The 22,016-nt window shown below is 46.3% G+C and carries 20 protein-coding genes and 2 tRNA genes; all 22 read left to right on the top strand.

From position 1 onward, the window contains the following. Positions 1–7: 7 nt before the first annotated feature. The 22 genes from NYE38_RS00320 to NYE38_RS00425 all read left to right on the top strand — a co-directional run bounded on the left by NYE38_RS00320 (position 8) and on the right by NYE38_RS00425 (position 22,010). On the top strand, positions 8–961 hold the full coding sequence (locus NYE38_RS00320; RefSeq protein ID WP_004264656.1) for a ribose-phosphate diphosphokinase: 954 nt from the start codon (positions 8–10) through the stop codon (positions 959–961). Positions 962–1,045: 84 nt separating this feature from the next. Next, entirely contained in the window at positions 1,046–1,654 is a 609-nt protein-coding gene (locus tag NYE38_RS00325; RefSeq protein WP_014416724.1) for a 50S ribosomal protein L25/general stress protein Ctc, read from the top strand. A gap of 84 nt (positions 1,655–1,738) precedes the next feature. Beyond that, a complete protein-coding gene (gene pth / locus NYE38_RS00330) occupies positions 1,739–2,305 on the top strand; it encodes an aminoacyl-tRNA hydrolase (protein ID WP_014416725.1) in 567 nt (188 codons plus the stop codon). A 61-nt stretch (positions 2,306–2,366) separates the two neighbouring features. Then, a complete protein-coding gene (locus tag NYE38_RS00335; RefSeq protein WP_004264650.1) occupies positions 2,367–2,597 on the top strand; it encodes an anti-sigma-F factor Fin family protein in 231 nt (76 codons plus the stop codon). A gap of 69 nt (positions 2,598–2,666) precedes the next feature. Further along, positions 2,667–6,200, top strand: coding sequence for a transcription-repair coupling factor (gene mfd / locus NYE38_RS00340; RefSeq protein ID WP_025650339.1), 3,534 nt, complete (start codon positions 2,667–2,669; stop codon positions 6,198–6,200). A gap of 136 nt (positions 6,201–6,336) precedes the next feature. Then, the gene (gene spoVT, locus NYE38_RS00345; RefSeq protein ID WP_004264646.1) at positions 6,337–6,873 is read left to right on the top strand and encodes a stage V sporulation protein T; all 537 of its coding nucleotides are present in this window, start codon (positions 6,337–6,339) and stop codon (positions 6,871–6,873) included. A gap of 167 nt (positions 6,874–7,040) precedes the next feature. After that, on the top strand, positions 7,041–8,621 hold the full coding sequence (locus NYE38_RS00350) for a polysaccharide biosynthesis protein (protein ID WP_110085329.1): 1,581 nt from the start codon (positions 7,041–7,043) through the stop codon (positions 8,619–8,621). Beyond that, positions 8,611–10,086, top strand: a complete 1,476-nt coding sequence (gene mazG / locus NYE38_RS00355; protein ID WP_071181495.1) for a nucleoside triphosphate pyrophosphohydrolase — start codon at positions 8,611–8,613, stop codon at positions 10,084–10,086. The genes NYE38_RS00350 and mazG overlap by 11 nt, the downstream gene beginning before the upstream one ends. A 1-nt stretch (position 10,087) precedes the next feature. Beyond that, complete coding sequence (locus NYE38_RS00360; protein ID WP_007409934.1) at positions 10,088–10,348, top strand: RNA-binding S4 domain-containing protein; 261 nt, start codon at positions 10,088–10,090, stop codon at positions 10,346–10,348. Positions 10,349–10,426: 78 nt separating this feature from the next. Continuing rightward, on the top strand, positions 10,427–10,729 hold the full coding sequence (gene yabP / locus NYE38_RS00365) for a sporulation protein YabP (RefSeq protein WP_004264638.1): 303 nt from the start codon (positions 10,427–10,429) through the stop codon (positions 10,727–10,729). Further along, a complete protein-coding gene (gene yabQ / locus NYE38_RS00370; protein ID WP_025650343.1) occupies positions 10,726–11,361 on the top strand; it encodes a spore cortex biosynthesis protein YabQ in 636 nt (211 codons plus the stop codon). Before yabP ends, yabQ begins: the two co-directional genes overlap by 4 nt. Before the next feature lie 17 nt (positions 11,362–11,378). After that, positions 11,379–11,756, top strand: coding sequence for a cell division protein DivIC (gene divIC, locus NYE38_RS00375; protein WP_014416730.1), 378 nt, complete (start codon positions 11,379–11,381; stop codon positions 11,754–11,756). Between the two features lie 80 nt (positions 11,757–11,836). Next, the gene (locus NYE38_RS00380) at positions 11,837–12,223 is read left to right on the top strand and encodes a S1 domain-containing RNA-binding protein (RefSeq protein ID WP_004264630.1); all 387 of its coding nucleotides are present in this window, start codon (positions 11,837–11,839) and stop codon (positions 12,221–12,223) included. Positions 12,224–12,380: 157 nt separating this feature from the next. Then, a tRNA-Met gene (locus NYE38_RS00385) sits at positions 12,381–12,457 on the top strand. Positions 12,458–12,466: 9 nt separating this feature from the next. Beyond that, positions 12,467–12,538 (top strand) — tRNA-Glu (locus tag NYE38_RS00390). 209 nt (positions 12,539–12,747) lie between these two features. Then, on the top strand, positions 12,748–15,237 hold the full coding sequence (spoIIE, locus tag NYE38_RS00395; protein ID WP_100261564.1) for a stage II sporulation protein E: 2,490 nt from the start codon (positions 12,748–12,750) through the stop codon (positions 15,235–15,237). Between the two features lie 67 nt (positions 15,238–15,304). After that, positions 15,305–16,042: a VWA domain-containing protein gene (locus NYE38_RS00400; protein ID WP_004264624.1), complete on the top strand. Its 738-nt coding sequence runs from the start codon at positions 15,305–15,307 to the stop codon at positions 16,040–16,042. Further along, complete coding sequence (locus NYE38_RS00405) at positions 16,008–17,009, top strand: serine/threonine-protein kinase (protein ID WP_017419487.1); 1,002 nt, start codon at positions 16,008–16,010, stop codon at positions 17,007–17,009. Before NYE38_RS00400 ends, NYE38_RS00405 begins: the two co-directional genes overlap by 35 nt. Before the next feature lie 104 nt (positions 17,010–17,113). Then, a complete protein-coding gene (tilS, locus tag NYE38_RS00410; protein WP_026092323.1) occupies positions 17,114–18,532 on the top strand; it encodes a tRNA lysidine(34) synthetase TilS in 1,419 nt (472 codons plus the stop codon). Further along, positions 18,529–19,068 carry a hypoxanthine phosphoribosyltransferase gene (gene hpt / locus NYE38_RS00415; RefSeq protein WP_004264611.1) on the top strand — a complete coding sequence of 180 codons (540 nt, stop codon included), beginning with the start codon at positions 18,529–18,531 and terminating at the stop codon, positions 19,066–19,068. Before tilS ends, hpt begins: the two co-directional genes overlap by 4 nt. A 97-nt stretch (positions 19,069–19,165) precedes the next feature. Then, a complete protein-coding gene (ftsH, locus tag NYE38_RS00420; protein WP_004264608.1) occupies positions 19,166–21,085 on the top strand; it encodes an ATP-dependent zinc metalloprotease FtsH in 1,920 nt (639 codons plus the stop codon). 148 nt (positions 21,086–21,233) lie between these two features. Next, positions 21,234–22,010 (top strand): type III pantothenate kinase, encoded by a 777-nt coding sequence (locus NYE38_RS00425; protein WP_007409940.1) that lies wholly within the window; start codon positions 21,234–21,236, stop codon positions 22,008–22,010. Positions 22,011–22,016 lie beyond the last annotated feature (6 nt).

Consider the following 22,016-nt stretch of genomic DNA (forward strand, 5'->3'; position numbering starts at 1 on the left):
GTTTACCATGTCTAACGAATACGGAGATAAGAATTTAAAGATTTTTTCTTTGAATTCAAATCCAGAACTTGCAAAAGAAATCGCGGATAATGTAGGGGTTCAATTAGGAAAGTGCTCTGTTACAAGATTCAGTGACGGAGAGGTCCAGATCAACATAGAAGAAAGTATTCGCGGCTGTGATTGCTATATCATTCAGTCTACAAGTGCGCCGGTTAATGAGCACATTATGGAATTGCTGATTATGGTTGACGCTTTAAAGCGCGCTTCCGCGAAAACAATCAACATTGTCATTCCGTACTACGGTTATGCGCGCCAGGACAGAAAAGCAAGATCACGTGAACCGATTACGGCAAAACTTTTTGCAAACCTGCTTGAAACAGCGGGTGCGACACGCGTGATCGCGCTTGATTTACACGCGCCGCAAATTCAAGGTTTCTTTGATATTCCGATTGACCACTTAATGGGTGTTCCGATTTTAGGCCATTACTTTGAAGGTAAAGACTTGAAAGATATCGTCATTGTTTCTCCTGACCACGGCGGTGTGACGCGCGCCCGCAAACTTGCGGACCGTCTGAAAGCGCCGATCGCGATTATCGACAAACGCCGTCCTAGACCGAATGAGGTAGAAGTGATGAATATCGTCGGTAACGTGGAAGGTAAAACAGCGATTCTGATCGATGATATTATTGATACGGCCGGCACAATCACACTTGCCGCTAACGCGCTGGTTGAAAACGGAGCTGCAGAAGTGTATGCATGCTGTACGCACCCTGTACTGTCAGGCCCTGCCGTTGAGCGGATCAATAACTCTAAAATCAAGGAGCTTGTCGTAACGAACAGCATTAAGCTTCCTGATGAGAAAAAAATCGACCGCTTTAAGCAGCTTTCTGTCGGACCGCTTCTGGCTGAAGCGATTATCCGCGTTCACGAGAAACAATCTGTCAGCTATTTATTCAGCTAAACCGAAACTTTAAGGTTTAAATCCCAGTTATTGTGGGTATTGTTCTAATAGGACGATAAAACGATAATTAGGATGGTGCTGAATATGGCAACTTTAAAAGCAAATGAAAGAACAGATTTTAAACGTTCGACGCTTCGGAAAATCCGTCATTCAGGACATGTTCCAGGGATTATATACGGTAAAGAAACAACGAATACGCCTGTCTCTTTAGACAGTGTCGAATTGCTTAAAACATTGCGGGACGAAGGAAAAAACACGATTATCACAATTGATGTCAACGGAAATCAGCAATCGGTTATGGTGACTGATCTTCAGACAGACCCGCTCAAAAACGAATTGACGCACGCCGATTTTCAAGTCGTGAATATGAGTGAGGAGCTGGAGGCCGAGGTGCCGATTCAGCTGACGGGAGAGGCGAAGGGAGTCAAAGACGGAGGCGTCATCCAGCAGCCGCTGCATGAGCTTTCGATTAAGGCCAGACCGAAGGACATCCCTCAGACAATCAATGTTGATATTTCAGGACTTGAAATGAATGATGTGCTGACCATCGCAGATCTGACTGCTGACGGCAATTATACATTTACAAACGACCCGGAAGAAGTCGTGGCTTCCATCCTTCCTCCTAAGCAGGAAGCATTCGAAGAAGATGCAGAACCGTCTCCTGGGGAAGAGCCCGAAGGAGAAAATCAATAAGCGCTTTAAGACGTAACCCGCCCGAGGTTACGTCTTTTGTGCTAGAATGAGAAGAATTACAGCGATGTTGAGGGAGGATTTACGATGCTTGTGATTGCCGGTCTCGGTAACCCCGGGAAAACCTACGAGAACACGAGACATAATGTCGGCTTTATGGCCATTGACGAGCTTTCTAAAGAATGGAATATTGAACTGAATAAAACGAAATTCAACGGACTTTACGGAATGGGGTTTGTTTCCGGAAAAAAAGTTCTACTTGTTAAACCGCTTACATATATGAATTTATCAGGGGAATGTTTGCGGCCGCTACTGGATTATTATGATGCCGATCATGAAGATCTGAAAGTCATATACGATGACCTTGATCTTCCGACGGGAAAAATCAGGCTCCGGACGAAGGGGAGCGCAGGCGGACATAACGGAATTAAATCGCTTATACAGCACCTCGGAACCCCCGAATTTGACCGGGTCAGAATCGGAATCGGCCGCCCCGCTGGCGGAATGAAAGTCGTTGACTATGTACTGGGAGCTTTTACGAAGGAAGAATTGCCGAATATCAATGATGCCGTCTCAAAAACCGTAAAAGCCTGCGAAGCTTCCTTAACGAAACCATTTTTAGAAGTCATGAACGAATTTAATGCAAATGTATAAGATAAATAATGGGAGACCATACTAGGGAAAAATGATTTTTTCACATCAGGAGGTCCAACGTATGGCTTTGCATTATTTCTGCCGCCACTGCGGCTTTAAGGTAGGGAGCCTGGAATATTCGACGGTGCCGACACAGTCACTTGGATTTCAGCACTTAACAAATGAGGAAAGAAACGATATGATTTCATATAAAGACAATGGAGATGTCCATGTTCTTACAATTTGTGAAGACTGCCAAGAGGCGCTGGAACGCAATCCGCACTACCATGAACACAACACATTTATTCAATAAGAAGCTTTGGTGTAGATTCTAGACCAAAGCGTTTTTCTGTTCTTGCAGAAAATAGAGAGGAGGGCCCATATGGACAACATTCAAACCTTTATTAAAGAAAGCGATGATTTTAAATCCATTGTCAACGGTTTACATGAGGGGCTGAAGGAACAGCTGCTTGCGGGTCTGTCAGGTTCCGCGCGTTCTGTTTTTACCTCCGCCCTTGCACAGGAAACGAAAAGGCCGATTTTCTTTATCACCCATAATTTATATCAGGCCCAAAAAGTGACGGAAGATCTGACGGCGCTTCTCGGGGATCAATCTGTTTTTTTATACCCCGTAAATGAATTGATTTCTTCAGAAATTGCGGTAGCGAGCCCTGAACTGCGCGCTCAGCGGCTTGATGTCATTAATAGATTAACAAACGGAGAAGCGCCGGTCGTTGTGGCGCCCGTTGCGGCAGTGAGAAGAATGCTTCCGCCGAAGGAGCTGTGGAAAAGCAGCCAGCTCGTCATTTCACTCGGAGACGAAATAGAACCGGATCAGCTGTCCGCGCGCCTTGTAGAGGTGGGGTATGAGCGTTCCGATATGGTTTCTGCACCCGGTGAATTCAGTATTCGCGGCGGAATTATCGACATTTATCCGCTGACGTCGGAGCATCCGGTGCGAATTGAACTGTTTGATACGGAGGTCGATTCCATCAGAAGCTTCAATTCTGATGACCAGAGATCAATTGAGACGCTCAAACATGTGGCGATAGGACCGGCGAAGGAATTGATCATCAGGGCGGAAGAAAAAGCCCGTGCGATGGAAAGGCTCGATAAAGGGCTTGCCGACAGTCTGAAAAAGCTGAAGCAGGACAAACAAAAGGAAATGCTTCATATCAATATCTCACATGATAAAGAACGGTTATCAACGGGACAGACTGATCAGGAACTTGTGAAGTATCTCTCGTACTTTTACGAAAAGCCTGCTAGTTTGCTAGATTATACACCGGCAGACACGTTGTTACTGTTAGACGAGGTCAGCCGCATTCATGAAATGGAGGATCAGCTGCAAAAAGAAGAGGCCGAATTTACGACAAGTCTGCTCGAGGAAGGGAAAATTCTGCACGACATTCATTTATCCTTCAGCTTTCAGGAGCTTATGAGCGAAAAGCGGCGCCCGGCTATTTATTATTCATTATTTTTGCGTCATGTCCAGCATACAAGCCCTCAGAATATCGTGAATGTGACAAGCAGGCAGATGCAGAGTTTTCACGGGCAGATGAATGTGCTTGCAGGTGAAATGGAGCGCTTTAAGAAATCAAACTTCACCGTCGTCTTTTTAGGCGCGAATAAGGACAGAACCGACAGATTGGCATCCGTGCTGGCTGATTACGAAATTGAAGCCGCAAAAACGGACAGCTCCAAAGCGCTTGTGCAAGGACAGGTCTATGTCATGGAAGGCGAGCTGCAATCCGGTTTTGAACTGCCGCTGATGAAGCTGGCCGTCATTACGGAGGAAGAGCTGTTCAAAAACCGAATTAAGAAAAAGCCGAGAAAGCAGAAGCTGACAAATGCCGAACGGATCAAAAGCTATTCCGAGCTTCAGGTCGGTGACTATGTCGTCCACGTCAACCACGGGATCGGTAAGTATTTGGGGATCGAAACACTAGAAATCAAAGGCATTCATAAAGATTACCTCAACATTCATTATCAGGGCAGCGATAAGCTGTACGTCCCTGTAGAACAAATCGACCAGGTGCAGAAGTACGTCGGCTCTGAAGGAAAAGAACCGAAGCTTTATAAACTGGGCGGCAGTGAATGGAAACGGGTGAAGAAAAAAGTTGAAAACTCCGTTCAGGATATTGCCGATGATCTGATTAAGCTTTATGCGGAACGGGAAGCAAGCAAAGGCTATGCGTTCTCGCCGGATCATGAAATGCAGCGGCAGTTCGAATCTGCTTTCCCTTATCAGGAAACAGAGGACCAGCTCCGTTCCATTCAGGAGATTAAAAAGGACATGGAAAGAGAGCGCCCGATGGACCGTTTGCTTTGCGGTGATGTCGGTTACGGGAAGACGGAGGTAGCCATCCGAGCGGCTTTTAAAGCGATCGCAGACGGAAAGCAGGTCGCGCTTCTTGTGCCGACGACAATACTCGCGCAGCAGCATTATGAAACCATTATGGAGCGTTTTCAGGACTATCCGATTAACATCGGTCTTCTCAGCCGATTCAGAACGAGAAAAGAATCCAATGAAACGATTAAAGGCCTGAAAAACGGAACGGTAGACATCGTAATCGGAACCCACAGGCTCTTATCTAAAGACGTCGTCTATAAAGATCTCGGCTTGCTCATCATTGATGAAGAGCAGCGCTTTGGCGTAACGCATAAGGAAAAAATCAAACAGATCAAAGCCAATGTCGATGTGCTGACTCTTACAGCGACGCCGATACCGCGTACGCTTCATATGTCCATGCTCGGTGTGCGGGACTTATCTGTTATTGAAACGCCGCCGGAAAACCGTTTCCCTGTTCAGACATATGTCGTGGAATACAATGGCGCGCTTGTGCGGGAAGCCATCGAAAGAGAACTGGCGCGCGGAGGACAGGTATATTTCTTGTACAACCGCGTGGATGACATCGAGCGGAAGGCTGATGAAATTTCCATGCTTGTTCCCGATGCGAAAGTGGCATATGCCCACGGAAAAATGACTGAAAATGAATTGGAAAGCGTCATGCTCAATTTTCTGGAAGGGGAATCAGACGTCCTTGTCAGCACGACTATTATTGAGACAGGCGTAGATATACCGAATGTCAATACCTTGATTGTGTTCGACGGAGACAAAATGGGGCTGTCTCAGCTGTATCAGCTGAGAGGACGGGTCGGCCGTTCCAACCGCGTCGCTTACGCGTATTTTACGTACCGCAGAGACAAAGTGCTCACTGAGGTGGCGGAAAAACGGCTGCAGGCGATTAAAGAATTTACCGAGCTGGGATCTGGCTTTAAAATCGCCATGCGTGACTTGACGATCAGGGGAGCGGGGAACCTTCTCGGCGCCCAGCAGCACGGCTTTATCGACTCAGTCGGTTTTGACCTGTACTCGCAAATGCTCAAGGAAGCGATTGAAGAGCGGAAAGGCGATATTCCGAAAAGCGAACAGTTTGAGACAGAAATCGATATCGAGCTAGACGCGTATATTCCTGAAAACTATATACAAGACGGTAAGCAAAAAATCGACATGTATAAACGCTTCCGGTCGATCGCCACAATTGAGGAGAAAAATGAGCTTCAAGATGAAATCATCGACAGGTTCGGCAGCTACCCTAAAGAGGTTGAATGGCTGTTTACGGTTGCTGAGATGAAGGTATACGGAAAATATGAACGCGTCGAACTCATCAAGCAGGATAAAGACGCGATCAGATTTACCATTTCTGAAGAGGCCAGCGCACAGATTGACGGCCAGAAATTGTTCGAACTCGGCAATAAATACGGCCGGCAGATCGGACTGGGAATGGAAGGGAAAAAGCTGAAAATCTCAGTACAGACGAAAGGCCGCAAAACGGAAGAGTGGCTGGAGACCGTGCTCGGCATGCTGAAAGGCCTTCAGGATGTGAAGAAAGAAACAATCGCGTCTTCATAAAAATTGTTACTCTCTGGTGTATATTACATTTGATGTGACGGATACTAATTTCAAGCGAGTGGCGGAAGCTACATAAAGTAAAGAGCTTTAGTACTTTCCCTTAAATATCATCACATGAAAGAGAGGCACCAGAGAGATGAAAGCTACAGGTATCGTACGTCGTATTGATGATCTAGGACGGGTCGTCATTCCTAAAGAAATTCGGAGAACACTGCGAATCAGGGAAGGAGACCCGCTTGAAATATTCGTTGACCGCGACGGAGAAGTTATATTGAAAAAATATTCTCCTATCAGTGAGCTTGGCGATTTTGCGAAGGAATATGCAGATGCTTTGTATGACAGTCTCGGCCATTCCGTTTTGATTTGCGACCGTGACGCGTATATTGCCGTTTCAGGCAGTTCGAAAAAAGAATTTCTGAACAAAGCCATCAGCGATTTGCTCGAAAAAACGATGGATCAGCGCAGCTCAGTGGTAGAAAACGACGTGAAGTCCGCGCAGCTTGTTAATGACATTGATGAAGATATGAGCTCCTATACAATCGCTCCGATCGTGGCAAATGGCGATCCTATCGGTGCCGTAGTCATCTTTTCCAAGGAACAGGCGCTTGGAGAAGTAGAGCATAAAGCGGTAGAAACGGCAGCCAGTTTTTTGGCGAGACAAATGGAGCAGTAGGTCTTATTACCATTATTGAAATAAGAAACGGGGAAAGAACAGCTCTTATACAAGTGCTGTTCTTTTTCATATTCATATGTGCTCTCTATCGGTTCGGCCGTTAGGATTGTGATATAATAAGCTCGTTTTATAGACGTAATTTTCTAGCGGCTGGAAGGAGCTTTTGGATGAACGATTCAGTTGGCGCCAAGCGGCAATCGGCATGGAAAGGTGCTTTTGTGCTCGTCGTTGCGGGCATCGTGACGAAGATATTAAGCGCCGTGTACAGGGTTCCTTTTCAGAATATTGTCGGTGACGTCGGATTTTACATTTATCAGCAGGTGTATCCGTTTTTAGGGATCGCGGTCATGCTGTCAACATCCGGTTTTCCGGTGATCATCTCAAAATTAATGAACGATTATAGCGATCATAAACAAAAAATAATGAAAATTTCCGCCCTTTATGTCACGGCGGCCGGACTTGTTCTGTTTGCGCTCATGTATGCCGGCGCGGCGCCGTTGGCCGGTTTTATGGGTGACGCCCGCCTTGTGATGCTGATAAGGGTCGCGGCGTTCGCTTTCATACTGTTTCCGTTTACGGCGGTTTTCAGGGGGTATTTCCAAGGCGTGCATGATATGATGCCGTCAGCCTTATCCCAGATTACGGAACAGCTTCTTCGCGTGGCGGTGCTTCTCGGTTTATCCTTCTGGCTTTTGAAAAACGGCCGTTCATTATACGCGGCGGGTGCGGGGGCGGCCTCGGGATCAATTGCCGGAAGCTTGGCAGCCCTTTGTGTATTGGCTGTTTTCTGGTATAAGCGGGAAGAAACAAAGAAGGACGGCGGACATATCGAAACGGCCGTCATTATAAAAAAGCTGCTGCTTTATTCAGTCACCATCTGTATCAGCAGTGTACTTATGCTTTTGCTTCAGCTTGTAGACGCCTTAAACTTATATTCACTGCTTTCAGACGGGACGGAGAGCCATGCCGCGAAACAGCTGAAAGGCATATATGACCGCGGACAGCCGCTCCTTCAGCTGGGAACCGTGTTTGCCGTCAGTATCGCCGCGTCATTGGTTCCTTCAATTTCAAAAGCGGTGCATGAGAATAAGCCGTTTATCATAAAAGAGAAAGCGACATCAGCCGTCAAGCTCTGCCTTGCGGTAGGGATCGGTGCATCAGCCGGGCTTTTTTGCATTTTAGAGCCGATGAATATCATGCTTTTCCAAAACAGTGAGGGGACGCAGACCTTACAAATATTCAGCTTATCTATCTTTTTTGCCTCGATTGCGCTTACGGCAGCCGCGATTCTGCAAGGAGCGGGACATACCGTTTTCCCCGCCGTATCCGTTTTGGCGGGAGGGGCGCTGAAATGGGTGCTGAATGTTTGGCTGGTCCCCGGCTGGGGTATTACAGGAGCGGCACTGGCGACCGTCTTGGCATTTGCCGCAGTTGCGTGCCTGAATCTCCGGAGAATTTGGTCGAAGGGCTGGCTGACGAATATCGGCGGCGTGATTGCCCGTCTATGCTGGTGCAGCCTGCTGATGGTCTTCTTTCTGCTCGTATATATGAAGCTTTGGCAGTTATTTGTTCCTGTCAGCAGGGCCGGAGCTGTATGTGAGAGTCTGTCTGCGTCAGTCATCGGAGGGCTATTGTTTATTTATTGTATGATAAGAATGAAGATTTTCACGGACGAAGAGCTGAGCGGCCTTCCTTTCGGCAGTGCTTTAAGCAAATTGAAAAAGAGGAGAGAAAAACATGGCAGGTAACATTACGGTCGTCGGCCTCGGCGCCGGAGACATGGATCAGTTGACAGTGGGCGTACATAAGCTGCTGACTCAGGCGAAGCATTTATATATAAGAACGAAAGACCACCCTTTGATTCCGGAATTAGAGCAAGAGACGGAAGCGGACATCCGGTATTTTGATGATATTTATGAAAAACATGATCAGTTTGAAGCGGTCTATGAAGAGATCGCGGACATTCTGTTTGAAAAAGCGAAGCAAGAGGATATCGTCTACGCTGTACCCGGGCATCCGTTTGTCGCTGAGAAAACCGTTCAGCTGTTATTTGAACGCCGGGAAGAACAACAGATAGCTGTTCATACTGCCGGAGGGCAAAGCTTTCTGGATGCCACTTTTAATGCATTGCGAATTGATCCGATTGAAGGGTTTCAATTTACGGATGCGCAAACAATGACGCCGGATGAGCTCGAACTCCGCCATCACCTGATCATTTGCCAGGTTTATGACCAGATGACGGCCTCTGAGGTAAAGCTGACGCTTATGGAGAAATTGCCTGACGATTATGAAGTGGTCATCGTCACGGCAGCCGGAAGCAAGGGAGAAAAGATGACCAAGGTGCCTTTGTTTGAACTTGACCGCAATGTAGAAATAAATAACTTAACAAGCGTGTATGTTCCGCCGATTAAAAAAGAAGAACTCCTTTACCAGGAATTTTCTGCATTCCGAAGTATTATTCGCGAGCTTCGCGGGCCGAACGGCTGTCCGTGGGATCAAAAGCAGACACACCAGTCATTAAAGAAATATATGATTGAGGAATGCTACGAACTGCTTGAGGCCATTGACGAAGAGGACACGGATCACATGATAGAAGAACTCGGGGACGTCATGCTTCAGGTTATGCTGCACGCCCAGATCGGAGAAGACGAGGGGTATTTCTCAATTGATGATGTCATCAGAGACATCAGTGCGAAGATGGTCAGACGGCACCCGCACGTGTTTAAGGATGTTAAGGTTCAGGATGAACATGATGTCGTCGCCAACTGGGAAGAAATCAAAAAGGCGGAAAAGCAAACAACATCCTCTTCATTGCTGGATGCCGTGCCGAAAACACTGCCTTCTCTTGCGAAAGCCGCCAAGCTTCAGAAAAAAGCCGCAAAAACCGGCTTTGACTGGGATAACGTTCAGGACATATGGGATAAAGTAAATGAAGAGCTGAAGGAATTTTCTGCAGAGGCTTCCGCCGAATCAGCAGATGAAATCAGCTTAAAAGCTGAATTCGGCGATGTTTTATTTGCATTGGTCAATATCGGCCGATACTATAAAATTGAGCCTGAGGAAGCGCTCGCCATGACAAATGACAAATTCCGCAGACGCTTTGCTTATATTGAGAAAGAAGCGGCAGCAAAGGGACTTGAATTGACCGCAATGTCACTTGAAGAAATGGACAAATTGTGGGATGAAGCAAAAGAAATGGAGAGGAGATTCTGATATGAGACTTGATAAGTTTTTAAAAGTATCCAGATTAATTAAACGCCGCACATTGGCAAAAGAGGTCGCCGATCAAGGGAGAATCACCGTTAACGGGAATCAGGCGAAAGCCAGCTCAGACGTAAAAGCCGGTGATGAACTGACGGTCCGCTTCGGCCAGAAGCTTGTCACCGTGAAGGTAAACGAATTGAAAGAAACAACGAAAAAAGAAGAAGCCGCGGGCATGTATACAATCGTCAAAGAAGAAAAACTCGGCGAATAGGCTTGTTCTAAACAAGGCTCCCGCCTCATACAATGCAGTAATAATGCTAAAAGTATCGAGGATATGGGGGCTGAATAGATGAATTCATATTATGAGCAAAAAGGTTCTTCTTCTGTTCCGGAACAGCATGATGTAACGATGAAAGGGAGAAAGCATTTAGACATTTCGGGCGTCAAGCATGTAGAAAGTTTTGACAACGAAGAGTTTTTGCTGGAAACAGTTATGGGAATGCTTTCCGTCAGAGGCGAGAACCTGCAGATGAAAAACCTTGATGTGGAAAAAGGGATTGTATCTATAAAAGGCAGGGTATTTGACCTTGTATATTTAGACGAGCAGCAAGGGGATAAAGCTAAAGGGTTTTTTAGCAAGTTGTTTAAATGACGCTGACGACCCAATTTTATACGATGCTGGCAATGACCGGTATGGGCGCCTGGCTCGGAGCGTCGCTTGATACATACAGGCTGTTTGTCAGCCGCGCCAAAACGGCCAGATGGCTGTTATTCATTCATGACATTCTCTTTTGGATTGTACAAGGTCTGATGTTTTTCTATGTGCTGCTCAACGTGAATGAAGGAGAACTCAGGGTATACATTTTCTTGGCTGTCTTACTGGGTATTGCGACGTACCAAAGCCTGTTTAAACGAATGTATATAAAAATACTGAAATTTTCCATTCATCTTGCGGTGTCTCTTTACCAATTCGCAAAAAAGCTCATTCAGCACGTGCTGTTCCGTCCGGTGCTTCTGCTCTTTAAGCTGCTCATCGGGCTGATCACGGTTATTTCTTTATACTCCTATCGGGTGAGTGCCTTTTTTGCGAAGTGTCTTTTTAAGATCGTAGCGTTTTTGCTGTATCCGCTGTTCTTCCTGTTGAAACAATTATTGAAACTTCTTCCTGAAAAATGGCGTCTTACTTTCAAACGATATTTTCAAAAAAGTGCAGGATTTTCACAAAAGAGCAAGAAACTAATCATAACAATCAGATCGACCATGATACGTATTTTGAAAAGGTGAAAGGAGGACCGTCTGGTTTGAATCTATCTAGAGAACGTACAATAACTGAAATTCAAAACGACTATAAAGAGCAGGTTGAACGGCAATCCCAGCTTATGAAAAGAAGGCGGAAAGGGCTTTTCAGACGGTTGATCGTATTCGGCGCCCTTGTGTTGTTGACGGCTATTGTCTTAGCGGGTTCTCTGTGGTCACAGACCTCTTCCCTTAGCGCAAACGAAGAAAAGAAAGCTCAGCTGGAAAAACAAGTGAAAAAATTGAACGCGAAACAGGCTGATTTAAAAGATGAAATTTCCAAATTAAAGGATGAGGATTACGTCACAGAGCTTGCCAGAAGAGACTTGTTTATGTCAGGAAATGGTGAGATTCTCTTTAATGTAGAAAAGAAGAGCAAGTAGCCTTGTTGACACTTAAATTTTTATTTAGGTATAATTAAACAAACGATCTTTTTATAAGCCTAAGGAGGAGCACTTTTTTTATGTCGATTGAAGTTGGCAGCAAGTTGCAAGGGAAAATAACAGGTATTACAAATTTCGGAGCATTTGTTGAATTGCCTGGAGGCTCAACCGGTCTCGTTCATATCAGTGAGGTAGCCGATAATTATGTAAAAGACATTAACGAGCATTTAAAAGTCGGCGATCAAGTTGAAGTGAAAGTCATCAACGTTGAAAAAGACGGGAAAATTGGTTTATCAATTAAAAAAGCTAAAGACCGTCCGCAAGCCAGACCTAGAAATGATTTCCGTCCGAAAGAATCTTTTGAACAGAAAATGAACAAGTTTCTTAAAGATAGCGAAGACCGCTTATCATCTTTAAAACGAAACACGGAATCAAAACGTGGAGGGCGCGGAGCAAGAAGAGGATAACTTGCTGCTTTCTATAAATACATGGAGCATCCGTCTATCCCAGCGGGTGCTTTTTTTGTATGCGCGCATGTAGTCAGAAAATTAAAACTTTAAAGTTTCTGTTGACGGAATGAAGAAACCTTTGTATTATATAACTTGTGCTTATAAGCACCTATATGGCGGTGTAGCTCAGCTGGCTAGAGCGTACGGTTCATACCCGTGAGGTCGGGGGTTCGATCCCCTCCGCCGCTACCATATATATCCGGCCCGTTGGTCAAGCGGTTAAGACACCGCCCTTTCACGGCGGTAACACGGGTTCGAATCCCGTACGGGTCATCAAGCGAATCGGCTTCTGTTGCAGAAGCCGATTTTTTCATATTTAGACAACTTTTTGAGAAATGTCGGAGGAAATACGAAAGGAAAGGGGAACAAGGGAGAAAGCGTCGAAGAGTTCTTTGGAATTGTTACCTTCTTTTGACAAAATCCTATCTGTGCTTTCATTTATAATGACAAGCAACGAATAAAACAGGTGGGGGATGAGAGCAATGGAAAAAGCGGAAAGAAGAGTGAACGGGCCGATGGCGGGACAAGCTCTGGAAAAACTGCAATCGTTTTTTGAAAAGGCGGCAAAGCTTACAGTCCATCAAGCGCATTCACTTTTTTTCTATAAGGGGTTCATTTATGTCGTGATCGGTTTTTTACTTGGACGGGCTTTCATATTATCTGAGGTTCTTCCGTTTGCGCTGCCGTTTTTCGGAGCGATGCTGTTGATCAGAAGAGATAAAGCCTTCTATGCTTGTCTGTCTTTACTTGCGGGCGCTTTAACCATTTCGCCGAAACACTCTTTATTGATTCTCACAGCTTTGGCCGTCTTCACTCTATTTTCAAAAATCGGTACATATATCGTGCAGGACCGGGTGAAGATGCTGCCGATCGTGGTGTTTTTCTCTATGGCTGCCGCGAGAATCGGATTTGTTTATGTTGAAAGCGGCGCTTTTACCACCTATGATTATGTGATGGCTGTTGTCGAGGCGGGCCTGGCCTTTATTTTGACGCTGATCTTTTTACAAAGCCTGCCGATCTTCACGATCAAAAAAGTGAAGCAATCGTTAAAAATAGAAGAAATCATCTGTTTTATGATCTTGATCGCATCCGTTTTAACCGGGCTTGCCGGTGTTTCATTTCAGGGAATGCAGGCTGAACATATCCTGGCCCGCTATGTCGTGCTGAGTTTTTCCTTTGTCGGCGGGGCAAGCATCGGCTGTACGGTTGGTGTTGTGACCGGACTGATCCTCGGGCTTGCGAATATCGGGAATCTCTATCAAATGAGTCTGCTTGCGTTTTCCGGGCTTCTTGGCGGGCTGCTGAAAGAAGGAAAGAAAGCCGGCGCCGCAGTCGGATTAGTGATCGGCTCACTGCTGATTTCATTATATGGAGAAGGATCTGCCGGATTAATGACCACTCTTTATGAATCTTTGATTGCCGTTGTTTTGTTTTTGATTACGCCCCAATCGATTACGAAAAAGGTGGCGCGATACATACCGGGCACTGCTGAGCACAGTCAGGAACAGCAGCAGTACGCAAGGAAAATCAGAGATGTCACCGCCCAGAAAGTAGACCAGTTCTCCAATGTGTTTCATGCCTTGTCGGAGAGCTTCGCCACCTTTCATCAGACGTCTTCTGATGAGCAGGCGGAAGAAGGGGAAGTGGATCTCTTTTTAAGCAAAATCACCGAGCATTCCTGCCAATCCTGCTATAAGAAAAGCAAATGCTGGGTTCAAAACTTTGATAAAACATATGACTTAATGAAACAGGTTATGCATGAAACAGAAGAAAAACAGTATGCCTCAAACCGCAGATTAAAAAAGGAGTTTCAACAACACTGCTCCAAATCCAGACAGGTGGAAGAGCTGATTGAGGACGAACTTGCCCACCATCACGCCCATCTGACACTGAAGAGAAAAGTTCAGGACAGCAGAAGGCTTGTTGCCGAGCAGCTGTTGGGGGTTTCTGAGGTCATGGCGGACTTTTCTCGGGAAATAAAACGGGAGAGGGAGCAGCATTTTATTCAAGAAGAACAAATGATAGAGGCGCTTCAGCATTTCGGAATCGAGATTCAGCATGTCGAGATATACAGCTTGGAGCAGGGCAATATTGATATCGAAATGACAATCCCGTTCAGCGGAGGACACGGCGAGAGTGAGAAAATTATCGCCCCGATGCTGTCTGACATTCTTGAGGAGCAGATACTTGTCAAAAGCGAACAGCACTCGACTCATCCGAATGGCTACAGCCATGTCGCGTTCGGTTCGACCAAGTCGTACCGGGTATCGACAGGCGCGGCTCATGCGGCAAAAGGCGGCGGCCTTGTCTCCGGCGACAGCTACAGCATGATGGAACTGGGGGCGAGAAAGTATGCGGCCGCGATCAGTGACGGCATGGGCAATGGGGCGAGGGCCCATTATGAGAGCAATGAAACGATTAAGCTGCTCGAAAAAATTCTCGAATCAGGTATTGATGAAAAAATAGCGATCAAAACGATCAACAGTATTCTGTCTTTACGGACGACAGACGAAATCTACTCAACTCTCGATCTTTCTATCATTGATCTTCAGGATGCAAGCTGCAAATTCTTGAAGGTCGGTTCAACGCCGAGTTTTATCAAGCGGGGAGATCAAGTCATGAAAGTGCAGGCCAGCAATCTGCCGATCGGCATCATCAATGAATTTGATGTAGAGGTTGTAAGTGAACAGTTAAAAGCGGGAGATCTGCTCGTCATGATGAGTGACGGTATTTTTGAAGGGCCGAAGCACGTTGAAAACCACGACCTGTGGATGAAACGGAAAATGAAAGGGCTGAAAACCGAAGATCCGCAGGAAATCGCTGATATATTAATGGAAGAGGTCATCAGAACGCGTTCCGGCCAAATCGAAGACGATATGACGGTGGTTGTTGTCCGGATTGATCACAACACGCCGAAATGGGCTTCCATCCCGGTGCCGGCGGTTTTCCAAAATAAAAAGGAGATTTCTTAATCCTTTCGTATAAATCACTTTCCTTCTGGCGAAGATGGGACTAATCGTATCACCGGGAGGAATGTATGTGAATAAGGGACATTTAAATCAAGTTCTGCTGATTACAGATGGCTGCTCCAATCATGGTGAAGACCCGATCGCAATGGCGGCTTTCGCCAAGGAGCAGGGGATTACGGTGAATGTTATAGGAATTATGGAAGAAAACGCGATTGACCAAGAGGCAATGAAGGAAGTTGAAGGCATCGCCATGGCCGGAGGCGGCGTCCATCAAGTTGTGTACGCGTCACAATTGTCTCAGACGGTTCAAATGGTGACGAAAAAAGCAATGACCCAGACGCTGCAAGGCGTCGTCAATCAAGAGCTTAAACAAATTTTAGGAAAAAACGTTGAAATGGAAGAGCTTTCTCCTGAAAAACGCGGCGAAGTGATGGAAGTGGTTGATGAACTCGGCGAAACGGTTCATCTGCAAGTGCTTGTGCTGGTTGATACGAGTGCGAGTATGGCGCCGAAACTGCCGACGGTGAAAGAAGCGCTGATCGATCTTTCCATCAGTTTAAATTCCCGGGCCGGACAAAATGAATTTGCCATGTGTATATTTCCCGGGAAAAGCCAGGAAGTTGAGCTTGTACTGAATTGGACGCCGAAGCTTGAATCCCTTTCTGCACTCTTTGCGAAGCTGTCGACCGGCGGTATCACCCCTACGGGCCCCGCTATCCGGGAAGCGACGCAGCAGTTTGAGAGAATCCGCTCAAGAAGGAGCATGTTGGCAGATGATGAACGACGCTTTAACGAGTTTGGCATGTAGTCTGGCACCGGGGACGGCAATTCAGGGCAAATGGAACGGCAAATCCTACAGATTGCTCAAACAGCTTGGAAAAGGGGCTAACGGTATTGTATATCTGGCAGAAGCATCAGGCGGACAGGTCGCTTTGAAAATAAGCAGCGACAGCATGTCTGTTACCTCTGAAGTGAATGTCTTAAAATCCTTTTCAAAGGCCCGGTCGCAAACGATGGGGCCTTCTTTTTTTGATGCGGACGACGCGTTTATACCGCAGCTGAATAAAAATGTCTCTTTTTACGTGATGGAGTACATAGAAGGGCCGCTTCTTCCGCAATATATCAGCAGTAAGGGAGCGGAGTGGATTCCGGTGCTGATGGTGCAGCTTCTTTCCAGCCTGTCAGTCCTTCATCAGCAAGGATGGGTTTTTGGCGACCTCAAACCGGACAATCTCATTGTAACCGGACCACCGGCTGCCATTCGCTGCATTGATGTAGGGGGAACGACAAAACAGGGCCGCGCGATTAAAGAGTATACGGAGTTTTACGACAGGGGCTATTGGGGGTATGGAACAAGAAAAGCAGAACCATCCTATGACCTGTTTGCTGTCGCAATGATCATGATCCACTGTGCCCAGAAGAAAGAGTGCAAAAAGTCAGGACAGCCGAAAGAACAGCTTCGTTCTATCATTGAAGGCCACCCGTTTCTGAATAAGTATAAGAAGGTTCTGTTTTCTGCTTTAAACGGTCAATATCCGTCTGCAGAAGCCATGAAGCATGACATCCTGACGGCGGGGCAGAGCGCCGGGAGCAAAAGGAAAGCCGCCGCCAAGCCTAAGCCGCCGCATTCAAAACCGCGGCAGGGCACTGTATCTCAAACGCGGTATAAACCTAAACAAAAACCCGCAAAGCACAATGGTTTGTTTGAAACAACACTTATTTTAATCAGCGTTCTCGCCCTTTATTTCGCTTACATCGTCTTTTTTCTCATCTAGTGCCGGCCGGACGCCTGCGCTCATGCTTCTTCTTTGCTTGGAGGGAATGAAAGTGATAGGATATGTATATCTTTAAAAAACCTGCTCATTGTGAGGGGGACATTGTGAAAAGCGTGGAAGATTTTTTCAAAACATATCATCTTCAGGCGGAGGGAGAAACGATTATTGCCGGGGTCTCCGGAGGCCCTGATTCAATGGCGCTTCTCAGTATGCTGAATAAGCACTTCGGGCATTCCTCCGTTATCATAGCGGCGCATGTCGACCATCAGTTCAGGGGTCCTGAATCTGAAGAAGATATGAAGTTTGTGCAGTCATATTGCGAGGCTGAACACATCCTCTGCGAAACGGTACAGATTGATGTTTCTGCATACGCAAAGAAGAATAAGCTGAACAAGCAGGCTGCCGCGCGTGATTGCAGATATCAGTTTTTCGAAGATCTGATGACAAAACACCAAGCGAAGTTTTTGGCGCTGGCTCATCACGGCGATGACCAGGTTGAGACAATGCTCATGAGGCTTGCGAAAGGTACGCTCGGGGCAGGGCTTGCGGGAATGCAGCCCGTTCGCGAATTTGCATCCGGCTGGCTGATCAGGCCTTTCCTCTATACGGCAAAGGATGAAATCCTTGAATACTGCCGTCAAGAAGGGCTCAGCTACAGAACGGATGAGAGCAATGCAAAAGACGATTATACAAGAAACAGATTCAGAAAGACCGTGCTTCCTTTTTTAAAACAAGAATCACCTGACGTTCATAAAATGTTTCAAAAGGTGAGTGAAGCACTGACAGAAGACGAACAATACCTGCAGTCATTAACGAAAGAACGAATGAATAAGGTTATTACAAGCAAGTCTGACACATCGGTTGAAGTCAATTCCTCTCAATTGCTTGCCCTTCCGATACCTTTACAAAGAAGAGGAGTTCAACTAATATTAAACTATCTTTATGAAAACGTTCCATCGTCGTTTTCCGCCCGCCACATACAGCAGTTTCTCGAATGGGCGGAAAATGGAAGCGCCTCGGGAGTGCTTGATTTTCCGAAAGGGCTGAAGGTGGTCAAATCATATCAGACATGTTTGTTTACATTTGAACAATGGCAATGTGAAAAGGTTCCCTTTGAGCTGCAGCTGCAAGGAGCGGAAGGCGAGACTGCTGTTCTCCCCAACGGCTTTATGATAGAGGTGGCCGATCAGGCTGACCCTCATATCAAAAATGGGAATGCTGTTTTTATGACAAGCAGAAATAAGGTGCAATTTCCTTTAACAATCCGGACGAGAAAAATCGGCGATCGGATCAAACTTAAAGGGATGAATGGCTCGAAAAAGGTGAAAGATATATTTATTGATCATAAACTGCCTCTGCGGGATCGGGACGAATGGCCGATTGTAACGGATGCGAGCGGTGAAATTATCTGGCTGCCTGGCTTGAAAAAATCCATCTTTGACGATCTTGTGATTCCAAACAGTGACCGCATTGTATTACAATATAGACAGCATGAAAAGTGTAGGGGGCAAGCATTAACATGAAACAGGATATCGAAAAAGTGCTGATCTCAGAAGATGAGATCCAGCAGAAAGTAAAACAGCTTGGAGAACAATTAACAAGCGAGTACAGCGACACGTTTCCGTTGGCAATCGGTGTGTTAAAGGGAGCGCTTCCTTTTATGGCTGATCTTATAAAGCATATTGATACATATTTGGAAATGGACTTCATGGATGTATCAAGCTACGGAAATTCCACGGTTTCTTCCGGAGAAGTCAAAATCATCAAAGATTTGGATACATCTGTAGAAGGCCGGGACATCTTAATCATTGAAGATATTATCGACAGTGGGTTAACCTTGAGCTATCTCGTAGAACTCTTCCGATATCGTAAAGCGAAATCAATTAAGATTGTTACCCTGTTGGATAAACCAAGCGGAAGAAAAGCGGACATTAAAGCAGACTTCGTAGGCTTTGAAGTTCCTGACGCGTTTGTTGTGGGTTACGGACTTGATTATGCCGAGCGCTATCGCAATCTGCCTTACATCGGAGTATTAAAACCGGCGATTTATGAAAGCTGATCGGCTGCCTGCTTCCGAGATGGTTATCGGTTGTATTGGAATGATTTTCTATGGTACTATTGAACATAGTTGTGCTTACTGTGGGAGGAGGTAAGGAATGAATCGGGTCTTCCGTAATACCATTTTTTATTTACTTATTTTATTAGTAGTAATCGGGGTTGTGAGTTACTTCCAGACCTCAAACCCGAAAACAGAAAATATGTCGTACAGTACGTTTATCAAGAACCTCGATGAAGGGAAAGTTGATAGCGTATCGGTTCAGCCTGTCAGAGGTGTTTATGAGGTAAAAGGACAGCTGAAAAAATACGATAAAGACCAGTACTTTTTAACACATGTTCCTGAAGGAAAAGGAGCAGACCAGATATTTGACGCAATTAAAAAGACGGACGTAAAAGTTGATCCCGCACAGGAAACAAGCGGGTGGGTGACGTTCTTAACGACGATCATTCCGTTTGTCATCATCTTTATTCTGTTTTTCTTCCTGCTCAATCAGGCTCAGGGCGGCGGCAGCCGTGTCATGAACTTCGGAAAGAGCAAAGCGAAGCTGTATACGGAAGAAAAGAAACGCGTGAAGTTTAAAGATGTTGCCGGCGCGGATGAGGAGAAGCAGGAGCTCGTTGAGGTTGTTGAGTTTCTGAAAGATCCCCGCAAATTCGCCGAGCTTGGCGCCAGAATCCCTAAAGGCGTGCTGCTGGTCGGACCTCCGGGAACCGGTAAGACATTGCTTGCGAGAGCCTCAGCCGGTGAAGCGGGCGTTCCTTTCTTCAGCATCAGCGGATCTGACTTCGTTGAAATGTTTGTCGGTGTCGGTGCTTCCCGTGTGCGTGATTTATTCGAAAATGCGAAAAAGAATGCGCCTTGCCTGATCTTTATTGATGAGATCGACGCGGTAGGACGTCAGCGCGGCGCCGGTCTTGGCGGCGGGCATGATGAACGCGAACAGACGCTGAACCAGCTGCTTGTTGAGATGGACGGTTTCAGTGCGAATGAAGGAATCATTATTATCGCTGCGACAAACCGTGCGGACATTCTTGATCCTGCATTGCTCCGTCCGGGACGTTTTGACCGTCAGATTACGGTAGACCGTCCGGATGTCATCGGCCGTGAAGCCGTATTGCAGGTGCATGCGAGAAACAAACCGCTTGATGAGACGGTGAACTTAAAAGCAATCGCTTCAAGAACACCCGGTTTCTCAGGCGCAGATTTAGAAAACCTTCTTAACGAAGCGGCACTCGTTGCTGCCCGTCAAAACAAGAAGAAAATTGATATGCGCGACATTGATGAAGCGACGGACCGTGTCATTGCGGGCCCTGCGAAGAAGAGCCGCGTCATATCGAAAAAAGAACGCAATATCGTGGCGTACCACGAGGGCGGTCACACCGTTATCGGACTTGTGCTGGATGAAGCCGATATGGTTCATAAAGTAACGATCGTTCCGAGGGGGCAGGCGGGCGGATACGCGGTCATGCTTCCGAGAGAAGACCGTTACTTCCAGACAAAACCTGAACTTCTCGATAAAATTGTCGGTCTTCTGGGCGGACGCGTTGCCGAGGAAATTATCTTCGGCGAAGTCAGCACGGGCGCTCACAATGACTTCCAGCGGGCAACGAACATTGCCAGAAGAATGGTGACAGAGTTCGGTATGTCAGAAAAACTCGGACCGCTTCAGTTCGGTCAATCTCAAGGCGGTCAAGTATTCCTGGGCCGGGATTTCAACAACGAGCAAAACTACAGTGATCAGATCGCTTACGAAATCGATCAGGAAATTCAGCGCATCATTAAAGAATGTTATGAGCGTGCGAAAACCATCCTGACTGAAAATCGCGATAAGCTTGAATTGATTGCTCAGACATTGCTTGATGTGGAAACATTAGATGCGGAACAAATCAAGCATCTCGTGGATCACGGAAAACTCCCTGAGCGCAATTTCTCAGATGACCATCTTCAAAAAGACGATGTGAAAGTAAACATCCTGTCTAAAACAGAAGACGAAAAGAAAGACGAGCCGAAAGAATAGTTCGCTTTCTGATATGAAAACCGCCGGCGTATACCGGCGGTTTTTTTACTGGTTCCGTTTTGTTTACAAAAGAGCCGCAGATCGTGTATGGTATTGTAGAATGTTGAAAATGTTATGATTAGAAACTATTCAAAAGTGGTGATAGAGGTTGTTACTGGTTATAGATGTGGGGAACACCAACACCGTGATTGGTGTATATCATGATGGGGAATTAGAATATCATTGGCGCATAGAAACGAGCAGGCACAAAACAGAAGACGAATTCGGCATGCTGCTCCGCTCCTTATTTGAACATTCCGGACTCATGTTTGAACAGATTGAAGGGATTATCATCTCATCCGTGGTGCCGCCGATTATGTTCTCTTTAGAAAGAATGTGCACAAAATACTTTCACATCGAGCCGCAAGTTGTCGGCCCGGGAATGAAAACAGGTTTAAATATAAAGTATGACAATCCGAAAGAAGTGGGAGCTGACAGGATCGTCAATGCCGTTGCGGCGATCCAGCAGTATGGCGGCCCCTTAATTGTTGTTGATTTCGGAACGGCGACGACGTATTGCTACATTGATGAAAACAAACAATACATGGGCGGCGCGATTGCTCCCGGCATTACGATTTCGACGGAAGCGCTGTACTCACGTGCGGCGAAGCTTCCGAGAATTGAAATTGCCCGTCCGGACAATATCATCGGCAAAAACACGGTAAGCGCCATGCAGTCCGGCATCCTTTTCGGCTATGTCGGACAAGTTGAAGGTATAGTGAAGCGGATGAAATGGCAGGCAACACAGGAACCGAAAGTCATTGCGACAGGCGGGCTTGCGTCATTAATCGCAAACGAATCAGACTGTATTGATATTGTTGACCCGTTTCTCACTCTGAAAGGGCTGGAAATCATTTATGAGCGAAATCGTGTGGGTCACGTATAGGAGGTA

Source organism: Bacillus sp. EU63, assembly GCF_038592915.1.
In the GTDB taxonomy this organism is placed as follows: Bacteria; Bacillota; Bacilli; order Bacillales; family Bacillaceae; genus Bacillus; species Bacillus velezensis.

Bases quoted from the DNA above. Each gene is read 5' to 3' on its own strand.
- NYE38_RS00380 (WP_004264630.1), top strand. From the start codon at position 11,837: ATGTCGATTGAAGTTGGCAGCAAGTTGCAAGGGAAAATAACAGGTATT.
- NYE38_RS00335 (WP_004264650.1), top strand. From the start codon at position 2,367: ATGGCTTTGCATTATTTCTGCCGCCACTGCGGCTTTAAGGTAGGGAGC.
- hpt (WP_004264611.1), top strand. From the start codon at position 18,529: ATGAAACAGGATATCGAAAAAGTGCTGATCTCAGAAGATGAGATCCAG.
- NYE38_RS00360 (WP_007409934.1), top strand. From the start codon at position 10,088: ATGAGACTTGATAAGTTTTTAAAAGTATCCAGATTAATTAAACGCCGC.
- spoVT (WP_004264646.1), top strand. From the start codon at position 6,337: ATGAAAGCTACAGGTATCGTACGTCGTATTGATGATCTAGGACGGGTC.
- mazG (WP_071181495.1), top strand. From the start codon at position 8,611: ATGGCAGGTAACATTACGGTCGTCGGCCTCGGCGCCGGAGACATGGAT.
- yabQ (WP_025650343.1), top strand. From the start codon at position 10,726: ATGACGCTGACGACCCAATTTTATACGATGCTGGCAATGACCGGTATG.
- spoIIE (WP_100261564.1), top strand. From the start codon at position 12,748: ATGGAAAAAGCGGAAAGAAGAGTGAACGGGCCGATGGCGGGACAAGCT.
- mfd (WP_025650339.1), top strand. From the start codon at position 2,667: ATGGACAACATTCAAACCTTTATTAAAGAAAGCGATGATTTTAAATCC.
- ftsH (WP_004264608.1), top strand. From the start codon at position 19,166: ATGAATCGGGTCTTCCGTAATACCATTTTTTATTTACTTATTTTATTA.
- pth (WP_014416725.1), top strand. From the start codon at position 1,739: ATGCTTGTGATTGCCGGTCTCGGTAACCCCGGGAAAACCTACGAGAAC.
- NYE38_RS00405 (WP_017419487.1), top strand. From the start codon at position 16,008: ATGATGAACGACGCTTTAACGAGTTTGGCATGTAGTCTGGCACCGGGG.
- NYE38_RS00325 (WP_014416724.1), top strand. From the start codon at position 1,046: ATGGCAACTTTAAAAGCAAATGAAAGAACAGATTTTAAACGTTCGACG.
- NYE38_RS00350 (WP_110085329.1), top strand. From the start codon at position 7,041: ATGAACGATTCAGTTGGCGCCAAGCGGCAATCGGCATGGAAAGGTGCT.
- yabP (WP_004264638.1), top strand. From the start codon at position 10,427: ATGAATTCATATTATGAGCAAAAAGGTTCTTCTTCTGTTCCGGAACAG.
- NYE38_RS00320 (WP_004264656.1), top strand. From the start codon at position 8: ATGTCTAACGAATACGGAGATAAGAATTTAAAGATTTTTTCTTTGAAT.